The sequence below is a fragment of the Deltaproteobacteria bacterium genome (assembly GCA_029860075.1).
Lineage (GTDB): Bacteria > Desulfobacterota > JADFVX01 > JADFVX01 > JADFVX01 > JAOUBX01.
In genome coordinates this window covers 40,590-51,037 of the sequence record JAOUBX010000027.1, presented here as the reverse complement: position 1 = coordinate 51,037, position 10,448 = coordinate 40,590, and the positions used below count along the sequence as shown (strand labels likewise).

At 44.1% G+C, this 10,448-nt stretch carries 6 protein-coding genes; 2 read left to right on the top strand and 4 right to left on the bottom strand.

Translation table 11 applies throughout. The features are described 5' to 3' along the window. Positions 1 to 288: 288 nt before the first annotated feature. The 4 genes from OEV42_10075 to OEV42_10060 all read right to left on the bottom strand — a co-directional run bounded on the left by OEV42_10075 (position 289) and on the right by OEV42_10060 (position 3,604). On the bottom strand, positions 289 to 1,233 hold the full coding sequence (locus OEV42_10075; protein MDH3974611.1) for a nucleotide-binding protein: 945 nt from the start codon (positions 1,231 to 1,233) through the stop codon (positions 289 to 291). A gap of 80 nt (positions 1,234 to 1,313) precedes the next feature. Continuing rightward, on the bottom strand, positions 1,314 to 2,051 hold the full coding sequence (locus OEV42_10070) for a response regulator (GenBank protein MDH3974610.1): 738 nt from the start codon (positions 2,049 to 2,051) through the stop codon (positions 1,314 to 1,316). Positions 2,052 to 2,336: 285 nt separating this feature from the next. Then, complete coding sequence (locus OEV42_10065) at positions 2,337 to 2,666, bottom strand: hypothetical protein (GenBank protein ID MDH3974609.1); 330 nt, start codon at positions 2,664 to 2,666, stop codon at positions 2,337 to 2,339. Between the two features lie 362 nt (positions 2,667 to 3,028). Beyond that, positions 3,029 to 3,604, bottom strand: coding sequence for a DUF1016 N-terminal domain-containing protein (locus tag OEV42_10060; GenBank protein MDH3974608.1), 576 nt, complete (start codon positions 3,602 to 3,604; stop codon positions 3,029 to 3,031). Between the two features lie 937 nt (positions 3,605 to 4,541). Between OEV42_10060 and OEV42_10055 the strand changes: the two genes are divergently transcribed. Both OEV42_10055 and OEV42_10050 read left to right on the top strand, forming a co-directional pair. Beyond that, entirely contained in the window at positions 4,542 to 9,068 is a 4,527-nt protein-coding gene (locus OEV42_10055; protein ID MDH3974607.1) for a NapC/NirT family cytochrome c, read from the top strand. Between the two features lie 84 nt (positions 9,069 to 9,152). After that, positions 9,153 to 10,172, top strand: coding sequence for a hypothetical protein (locus OEV42_10050; GenBank protein MDH3974606.1), 1,020 nt, complete (start codon positions 9,153 to 9,155; stop codon positions 10,170 to 10,172). Positions 10,173 to 10,448: the final 276 nt, after the last annotated feature.

The following is a 10,448-nucleotide window of genomic DNA, read 5'->3' as shown; positions in this document are numbered from 1 at the left end:
AGCTATTGCCGAGGGAACGGCAGTACGTTTTGGCAGTATCTATTTTTTATCCATGAAAACAGAGGCTTGGCAAAAAGGTGCACTTGCTGTTAAAAGATTACGGCAAACTATTCTCGGACAACCTGTTTAGACGCGACCCCTTTATACCCTTTTCGAATAAAATAAAGGGGACAGATTTTTTTTAGAGCCCTTTGGCCGCCCCTGTCCACGTAGTGCCATTCGGGACGTCCCCTTTTATTCCCTCTCTTTCATTAATGTGAACCCGTCCCCGATTTTTCCGTTATGTTTTCACATCAACTTGTTTAGATCTACAGCGTAGCCAGCGCTTTTAATTTCCTTTGCCACCTTATACTTCCACGCTCCATCTTTATCCAATTTGATGTACACAACTCCACTTATGTCATTGGGTACTTCAATATCACCCTTAACTAATGCACATACACGACTGCGCCCAATTTTACCGATCAAATAACCATGTTCGAAAACCACGTTCTGACGGGCTCTCGGTCTCAAATCTTTATCTAATTTTGCTTTACCAAAATCACACGGAGTATAAAGGATGATTCCAAATGCAACATCCGAATACTTTTCTATTTTTTCAATTATTGTACGGCTTTCACTCGCTTGCTCATGCAATATTATTGCTACTAGTCCAATTTTTTCTATGAATCTTGCAACTTGGTTGGTCGCACCATCATCATGTCCATGAACAATAAAAACTTCATTTAAAACTCTATTCACATCAACGGATGGCTTTGGTGACGATGTGTTCATCTTTTGCTCTCTCAAACTTATTAAGGTCTTTAAACGTCTTTCATCTGCGAACCTGGCATCAGGACTGCCATAACCACCGCCACTTGCTTCAAATCCAGCGATACGATCAATTTCTTGGTCTATTTCTTCCAACGTTAGATCTGTAATTTTTTTTGATTCCAGATTCTTGTGCTGAATTGTATTTTTCACTTCGTTAATCCCAACATTTTGAACGTCCATTTGATAATGTGCATCAATATTGCCAACCTTTTCATAGAACCCAGGATCAATTACTCTGAATGTTTCTTCCGACCCGTTTGACATTTTTCTACGAACATGGTCACCTATCTCTATCAATACATCTGAACGAAAAATGAAAATTTTGTTTTTCTGAACACTTGCCTTAACATTTTCAACAATATCTCCATTTTGTTTCAATATGCAAATGGTGTCATTTGTCATTCTTTTGAATTTATTCATCCACACCTCGTTTTAGGAACATAATGCGGCACTTGTACAGTTTCCCGATAACACCCCATTTCGAATACTATCCGACAGCTCTATTCCTCTTCCCCCTTAAAAACCTTCTCTGTATGCTTATTCATATCTTCATCTTCTGCCTTTAACCTTTCAGCATAAGCCTCTTCATCAATAAAGGTTTCAACGATACAGTTTTTATGTCCTCTGTAGAGGTCGCACAAAGTTGGCTTTTCAGGATCACGATTGAGGAATTCCGACATGAGTTGTTTTTTAACAACGAAATCATGAGAAATTTTATTAGGTGTGTTTTTGTGGGCAATGATCTCCCGATCCGCCGGGCCGTCGAGTCGCATTTTAACAAGCCCCTGCTTTTTCAGTTCAATCAGTTCCTTTGCATGCTGCTGATCCATCGGCATCTCCTTTTTTAATAATAAATCTTTTCCATTAAATACAAATTGATAAGTCTTTACGGCCAGTTCCCGTATTTTAGCTAAAAGAAGCGGGGGAGAACAGGGTTTTTCTACAAAATCATCAGCGCCGGATTGAAAGCATTCTTCGCGGTAGTTGTGATTGCCTGAGTAGGCCATGATGGGGAAGTAGCTTAAGTCGCGTCGCATGATGCGTGTCGCCTCACAGCCATCCATTATAGGCATCTCTACATCCATAATGCAAAGGTCATATGCCCCTTTGTTCCTTTTTGCCTCATTGACGGCCTCCTGCCCGTTGGAGGCCAGGTCAAAGTCAAAGCCCCAGGCTTTCATCATCATTTCCATTGTTTTTTGTAGGGCTGTGTGGTCTTCGGCGATTAGCAGTTTCATTTTATTCCCCCTTTTTAAAAGAATGTTGCAGGTTACAGGTTGCAGGTTTTAAAACCTTAAAATTCTCTTTCGACACAGATAAACACAGATAAGATATGATTATCACTGATAAACCTTTATTTGATATAAGCCTTTGAAAGATCGTAATTAATCAGTGCGAATCCGTGTCAAAATATGTTTTTATTTATTCTTTATCCCCTAATTCCTGTTAATCCCGTCTGAAATTATCTCTTGCTCTTATATTTTCGTGGGTAATGGCCACGCTACAGGTCTACATGGTTCAGGTCATCCATAAAAGATATCTCCGATTTTTTTCTCCTCTTCCAGTGCATCTTTTAACTTACCGGCACACTCATCCGAACATGCCGTAAATAAAAAGTCTTTACCCTCTTTACGTGCATCTGATTCAGGTGTAGGAACAATGGCCCAAACTGTTTTTCCGATTGAAGTAATGGTAACCGGGATAATGCCGCCTTCATATTTTGAAAGATCGACTCCGGGCTGTTTTCGGGCACCTAGTCCAAAAACTCTCTCATCATGTCCAATCTTTTTATCGCACCAGCCGCAGGTTGATAAGACTTTCTTTATTTTTGGCTTTTTTCTTTTAATCTTCATTCTTTTTTGGCTCTCTTAATTCTTTTTCTTTTGACAGGATTTACAGGATTGACTGGATTTTTAAAATCTTTAAATCATTTGTTTTTATCTCGTAGATCCTGTTAATCCTGCCTGAAATTCACTTTGAACATTATACGTTTCTTGGGCAATGCCCACGCTACAGGTCTTTATTAAAGACTGTTGCAGGTTACAGGTTGCAAGTTGCGGGTTTTAAAACCTTAAACCTGAAAAGCCTACTTTGACACAAATAAGATATGATTATCTCTGATGAATATTTATTTGATATAAGCCTTTGTAAAATCATACTAAATCAGTGTCAAAATATTTTTTGCTCTTTATCCCGTTGATCCTGTAAATCCCGTCTAAAATAAGCTTTTGATCTTCAGTTTTTCGTGGTCATTGCTCACGCTACAGACCTGGAGGTAGAAAAGGGCTTCGTTGCTGTTTTTGATTTTGCTAATAATAACGAGGTTGTGGCCCCAGGGAATTTGCGAAACAAGCTGTTTCGCAATTGACGATTCATTCGACCAAAACCGATACCATTGGCGCATTAATTCCAGATTCCGTTTGGAAAATCCTTTCATTTTGGGAAACTCGGTTTGTAGATCACGGCTCATTTGAGCTAAAAAACCGTCTCCCCAGACCGCCTCCTGTTGCTTTACAGCAATACGTTCGGCCAAATCCCAATAAAGATACAGCAGTTCCCGGTTAACGGCAACGGCTGCCTTGATTTGCGCAGATTGAATGCGTTCTTTGACATCCTGAATGAATGCTCGATAGTCATCGTTTTTTATCTCTTTGGTGCTCAAATTTTTACCTTCAATGGATATATCCTGAATACTTTCTGTTTTTAGGGAGATTGGCAGTTTAGTTTTTATCTTTCTGACAGGATTTAAAATCCTTAAACCTGAAAATCCCGGTTCGACACAGATAAGCATGGATAAGATATGATTATCACTGATAAACCTTTATTTGATATAAGCCTTTGAAAAATCGTAATAAATCAGTGCAAATCAGTGTCAAAATATTTTTATTCTTTATCCTGTAAATCCCGTTAATCCCGTCTAAAACTATCTTTTGATCTTATATTTTTCTACTGGACTATAATCTCAAAATACAAAAAAAGCCCTCAACCGTCACCGGTCAGGGCCTTTGCTTTTTTTGTCTTCTTTTTTTCACCCATTGAACATCCCCATCTTTTTATTTCAATATTTTATATCGCAATTATCCTTATGAGTAAATAAATTTCTGCATTTTTAATATTTCTTAATAATAGTTTTTTTATAGCGGAGGAGCGTCGTTATTTGACGTATATGCAGTTATATGACTTGTAAATAAAGAAAAAAGTGCTAATTCATGAAATATTTCTGGTTTTGGCAATATTTTCATGATTATGAAAATTTATTTTGTCTTATACTGCTAGGTAAGCCCATTAGAATTTAATTTTAATAATATAAAATAAATGGTGTGTTTTTATGCTTCTCTGTTTTGTCACAGGGTTTTTAAAATCTTTAACTATATGTTTTATTGTGCTTTTATTTGTTTTAAGATTAAGTATAGGTAATCTCTCTTCCTCTTCATATTGTCCTTCAGAATTATATAAACTGCTATATTTTCATAAATTATTAAATTTTAATAAACTCTACCAAATTAGTAAAGTTTAAGTAGATATTCTTGTCCTTTTTTGGCATTTTCGTTGCAATGCTATTGTAAGTTAGCTTTGCTGCTTTTCTATAGTGAACGGTTTGTGGGGTGATTTGCCCATCTCCTATTGATATTTCTCCCTTCCCCCCTATTGTTGAATGTTCCTATAAGTTGTTTTTATTTATTTAATTTATTGTGGATAGGTAAATTTTGCGAAAATTCTCTCAACATTTGGGGGCAATATACCTTTGCACCCTCATTCTTGTGACTACGGTTAGCGCCGATACGGTCCCCCCTACGGTAAGCATACTTTCTCCCGCTGACGGCATGACGATCAATACGGATGGTCTTTCATCCTATCCCGTTAAAATTACTTTCCGTGCCTGGGACAAGGCAGATGAAATAAAAACAATCGGCGCTAACAGCTTTGTTCTTAACTGGTGGAAAGGGGGCAGCAACGGTAGTATTGATATTACCTCTTTTCTCTCTTCCTGGGGACCTTCCGATACGCTATCAACCGTTTTCAGGACTTACGGCTTCGAGCCCGGTGCCGGTTCAGGAGACTACACCATCCAGATCCAGGCCACTGATAAGGCCAATAATGTGGGTACTTCGAGGAAAGTTGATATCACTGTGAGAATTGCGCCCCTCAACAACTACAGCGGCTTTGCCGGAGACGGCAAGCTCCTTGTCCGTGATAATGACAACACCATATGTATGTCATGCCATGCATTGAAGGCCCATTCCTCTGCCGATGTAGAATCGACCAAGTACGGCAACTGGGAACGTGTCTGTCGTGACTGTCATACACCGCACAATACGAAAAATATCTTTCTCCTTGCTTCTTCCTTCAAGGTTTATACGGGCGCAAACCAGACCTTTGCTTACCGGAAAAAAGTGGATTTCAGGAATATGTCCGGTGAATCGGTGTATGGCTTTGTTTCCGGTTCGGGTAATGAAAGGAGGGGACCCTGCCAGGTTTGTCACACGAGGACCAGTAATTATGACGACACGCCACGATGGAGAAATTATACCTCTGAAGAAGACATAGACGGTGTAAAACATAATGCAGGCCTTGAATGTACTTTGTGCCACCTCCATACGGAAGGTTTCTTGCCCGGTGAATCGAAAGGGGACCTTCCTTGTTCAGGATGCCATAGTGATTTCTTCTTCATCATGAACGGTACTTCCGGCGGTTATCATCATTATCTCAATAATGCCAACGTAACGGAACTGGCTTCAGCCAGCAAGTATCCCGTCAAGGCCCAGCCCAACCTCATGGGAGGTCAATCCGATGAAAACAGGCGCTGCCTCATGTGTCATGTGGACCACAATATCTTCCGTCCTGATATCAACTCCCAGAGTCCCGGTAGGGCCTATAACCTGAGGCCGAGCATATCGGTAACGCCAGGGGCCACATCGGGTCAGAACACGGATTTCGTACAGAGTGAGACTTACGGTGGCATCTGTCTATCTTGTCACAGGACTTCCCAGAGCAAGAGTTACGACAGGCCAGACAGCACGACCAATACCATGCCCATACGGAAGGCACAGTTTGAAGGGAGCCCTCATAATTTTACTGTACCTGCCACATTCACTTCTGACGGATCAACCTTTAACGCTAACTGCTCCAAATGCCACGTAGACAACCTGCCAAAGAAAAAACAGAACTCCACCTACCGCTTTGGCCTCCACTTTGGTAACGTAGCCAAATACCAGGGGAGTATGCCCAATAATAATAATACGGGAACTGTCGCCTTTGCATCGGTATCAAGTATTACTGATACAACGAAAATGTGGGATGACAATGTTTGGCAATATGAGCGGATTTATATTCTCCAGGGAACAGGGACAGGGCAGGTGAATAATATCAGAAGGAATACAAACGATACCCTCTATGTGGCCCCCATCTGGCTTACGCAACCGGATGCTACCAGTATCTATATTATTGGCCTCTCCAGGGATTCGGAAATCGGCAAATCGACGGGAGGTAATACAGGTACCACCCTCAATGATACAGGCAAGGCCTGGATAAGCAATTTCTGGCAGAATCGTCCCATCAGGATTACCGGTGGCACAGGGCTTGGAGAAGTAAGAGAGATCGTGAGTAATACGGCCACAGGGGTCACTGTCAGTCCTGCATGGGGTACAACACCCGATTCAACCAGCGAGTATTCAATCGGTGACCCTGCCGAAGAGGAGCTCTGTTTCCGCTGTCACAGTGAAACGACCAATCCTAATGCAGCCAATAATACCGACTACTATGGTGTACAGACCTTTGAAAGTGCCAAGACGGTACAGATGGAGGGGATGTTTGTCGGCTACGGTCAGGAAGGGCGCAGTACCGGTGGCAACACCGTTAATACATTGAATGATACGACCAGAAACTGGGATGTAGACCAGTGGGCAGGCATGCCCATCAAAATAGTCGCCGGAAGTGGCAGAAGAAGGTGGAGCAGAAAGAGCCGCAAGGGTGTCTGGGGTGGTGGCGGCCAGACGGAGGTTGCCAGAAGCGTTGTTTCCAATACGGCGACGCAGATGGTGGTAACGCCTGATTGGACGTCTACTCCGGGCAGCAACAGCCGCTATTATGTGGGCGCCGGAAATCCTTATCGTCACCGTATATACAGGTACTTTGCAAAGCACCGTTCCGATGAGGTCGTTAATGCACCGGCCACGGCCACGGCTAAGGGCTGGTTCAATATGACGTCCGTTACCGATGGTCTTCACACCGGTTGCCAGGACTGCCATAATCCTCATGCCAACCGTAAACCCGGTGATGACTACGGAACGGCTGAATCGGGAACTCTGACTTCACTGACGGATAATGATAAAACATGGGCCCAGGATCAGTGGCGGGGATACATTTTGAGAATCCAGAACGGAACAGGGTTGGGTCAGGACAGGCTTATCCTGTCAAATTCAGCGACTACCCTGAATGTGGGGGCTGCATTTGATGGTGTTTCTTCCATTCCTGCAAGTGATTCCTATTATGTCCTGCAGCCTTACGGTCACCCCGAGCGGGGCAATAACCTCTGGAATCCCAATAGCGGTGCCTGGGGTATTTCGGCTGATTACGCCTATGCGCCGACGCTAGGCAATTATACCAATCCCATATTCAGTAAAGTAACGAGCCTGACGGGCGGAACAGACAAAATTTATCAGCTCTGTTTCAAATGCCATTCCGACTATGGCTGGGGCCTTGGCGGAACGCCTTTTACCATTCCTGATACCCCTGCTGCTGCCGTTCTTGACTTTGAAGAGAACGAGACCAGCAATATTGCCAAGGAATTCAATCCCGACAACCTGGGTCATCATCCTGTTGTTGATAAAGGAAACAACCAGCCTATTTTAAATATCGGCAGTTCCACCGATGGCGTGGGACCCTATACTTCAGGTAGCAATCATCAAAGTTACATAGGCTACAACAATTCATGGTCGGCCGGGCAATACACAGGGTATTGTGTTGAAATAACGAGCGGCACTTTAACAGGCCAGATCAGGGCTATTGAGTATCATACCTCTACTCGAATTTACGTTGACCCCAACTTTGGTTCAACGCCTCCCGGTGGGTCGCAGTTTGCTGTCAGAAAATGCAGTATTTATAACAACGGCGCAAATTATTCAGGAAGAGGGGCCACCCCCTGGCCGAGATTTACGAGAGGAACCATTACGATAAGCAACGGTTCACCTACGGCTACCATTACGGGCCTTAACAATGGAATACCGTCAACCGTTCTTAACGGCTGGTATCTTTATGCAGGGACGCTTTATACAAATTCCAATACTAATGTTATGCCCAATGTAGGGAAGTGTTCCGCCACCGCACCCTGTCCACCCATGTTTGCCACTTCGGGGTGGTTCCAGATAAGCGGTATAAGCGGTGGAGCAAGTGAGGCGGGAACGACATCGGTAACGCTCACCCTGAGCCCCACGCCGACGTCAAGTTATAGTGGCTCCTATGCTATTTCCGCTGGACTCGGCAATACCTTTGTTCCTCCCTACGGTCCCTGGAGCAAGATGGGCTGCGCCGATTGCCATGACGGTGATGATCCCGAAGGGCCGTCCGGCCCGCACGGGTCCTCCTCCCAGTGGATATTAAGGACGCTGGAGGCGCAAACCTTCCCCTGGTTCTATGGCGGCCTCAATTCAACGACATCAACGACAGATGCCACACTTGTGCAGACCGTGGGTTACCCCGACGGCAACACAACATGGACCGGCGCCAGCGGTGCTATGGTCAATTATATGTGCCTCAACTGCCACCGTGCCGATGTTTACGGTTATGAGGACCGCGATCCTGGCGGGGACTCTGCGCCTACCGGTACGGGCTTTACTAATTTCGGCTGGAAATATATGTCGAGACTGCCCCATTTGCCTGATGATACAGGCTGGGGATCGGCAAAAGACTCTGATAATGGCGGTGGCTGGGGAGGTTCATATACCAATACCTACGGCATTATGTGCATGTATTGTCATGGAGGGGATGCGAGAGCCACCAAGTCGGCAGGGACCAACTTCCGTGCACTTGGAGGGATTCACGGTTCTAACCTGGGCCTTGGTGCGAACGGAAGCAGCTACCGCGGCCGCAGGCTCCTTAATGGCGCGGCCTGGACCGGTGTGACGAGGGCAACGACTAAGGTCGGTGTCCTCTGCTGGACGGCAAATAATGGCGATGGTATAAGCACCTGTGATCAGGGCCATGGCGGGCAGGAAGGGATGAGAGCCAACTACCCCTATGCGTCGGGCCGCTACTAGAGGTAGTTGTGTAATAAGGAGTAATGGCCTGCCGAAAAAGCCACATTCAATGGTTCGACAGGCTCACCACGACAAATAAAATCCATGTTATCAATAAAAAAATATGTCGCCCAGAGCTTGTCGAAGGGAGTAAAAGACCTTTTTTACAGGCACACTTTTTGCCCTGTGTTGCAGTTAAAAATCTTCGCCATTCTTATCTTTCTGCTTATTTGCGCTCCCTTGCTGGTGACGACTGCTATGGCACTTGAAACTATCCCTGTCGAAGGTGAACCCATCGCCCTGGCCCTTGACGAAAAGGGCGGCAGGTTGTTTTCCCTCAATTATTTTAATAAAACAATCTCTGTTATCGATGAAAAGAAGCTGAAAGTTGTAAAGACCATTGAGCTGGGAAAGAGAATCAACCGCAATGTAGGAACGAATGCGATTTTGTACGATTCATCCCTTGGCCAGCTCCTTGCTTCCACCGGTGGGGGCGAAGTTTTAATCTTCAATGGCTCAACTTTGGAATTAACGGGAGAGATCAGGATTGATCGATTTATTCCTGATCTTGCTTCAGATGGCGACTTTTTATATCTCCCTGACTGGAGCGGCGATATTCACAAGTATAAAGACAGTCAGGCAGATTCAGTCATTAATCACGGACTTATGGCTTCTCCCTATATGCATATGGCCGGGAATAAGCGAATTTATCTCTCTTCGGGAAAAAAGGGTTTTCTTGTTATTGATGCTGAAAAGGGTGAAGTGGTTAAAAAGCTTGAAATAAATGCCCTTTCCACGCCTGCGAGTAGTAATGAGTCTGTTTTTGTCGCCGGAACAGGGAAGCTTTTTGTAATTAATGGCGAAAACCTTGAAATAGAAAAAATGATAGACCTTGACTACGGTAATTTCGGAGGGCTCGGTCTTACCTACAATCCCGCTAATGCTTATCTTTATGCCATTACAGCCAATAATACAGTGACTGTTGTCGATCCAAATGGAGCGGGAAGCATTGTCGGCAAAATGGATGTTTGTAACAGACCGGTAGCGCTGGCAGCTAACAAAAAGACAGGTGTTGTTTATGTGGCTTGCCCTTCAGATGAAGCTATAGCTGTTCTAAAGGATTAGTGATGCAGCCTGTGCCATAGGCAGGAACCCCTTTTCACCCTCCCCATAAGTGCCTTTAGACCGAATTCGGCCATCTTTTTCAGACCTTTTTCTTTTAAGCACAGTTGCTCAACTCAATGCGCCATTATGTCTCTCCCTGCCAGGCCTTACCCTGCATCGATTTGCGCAGCAGCCTGGAAATAAAGCCATCAGGGCTGTCACCGATGAGATGTTTGCAATTACTTCCTTCTTGTGCTAGCTATTATTATAAAGGGCAAGTTAAAAACCTGCCTGTCA

What these genes read in the sequence shown, in the direction of transcription:
- OEV42_10075 (MDH3974611.1), bottom strand. Translation starts at nt 1,233, where the DNA reads ATGAATAAATTCAAAAGAATGACAAATGACACCATTTGCATATTGAAA.
- OEV42_10070 (MDH3974610.1), bottom strand. Translation starts at nt 2,051, where the DNA reads ATGAAACTGCTAATCGCCGAAGACCACACAGCCCTACAAAAAACAATG.
- OEV42_10050 (MDH3974606.1), top strand. Translation starts at nt 9,153, where the DNA reads ATGTTATCAATAAAAAAATATGTCGCCCAGAGCTTGTCGAAGGGAGTA.
- OEV42_10060 (MDH3974608.1), bottom strand. Translation starts at nt 3,604, where the DNA reads ATGCTTATCTGTGTCGAACCGGGATTTTCAGGTTTAAGGATTTTAAAT.
- OEV42_10065 (MDH3974609.1), bottom strand. Translation starts at nt 2,666, where the DNA reads ATGAAGATTAAAAGAAAAAAGCCAAAAATAAAGAAAGTCTTATCAACC.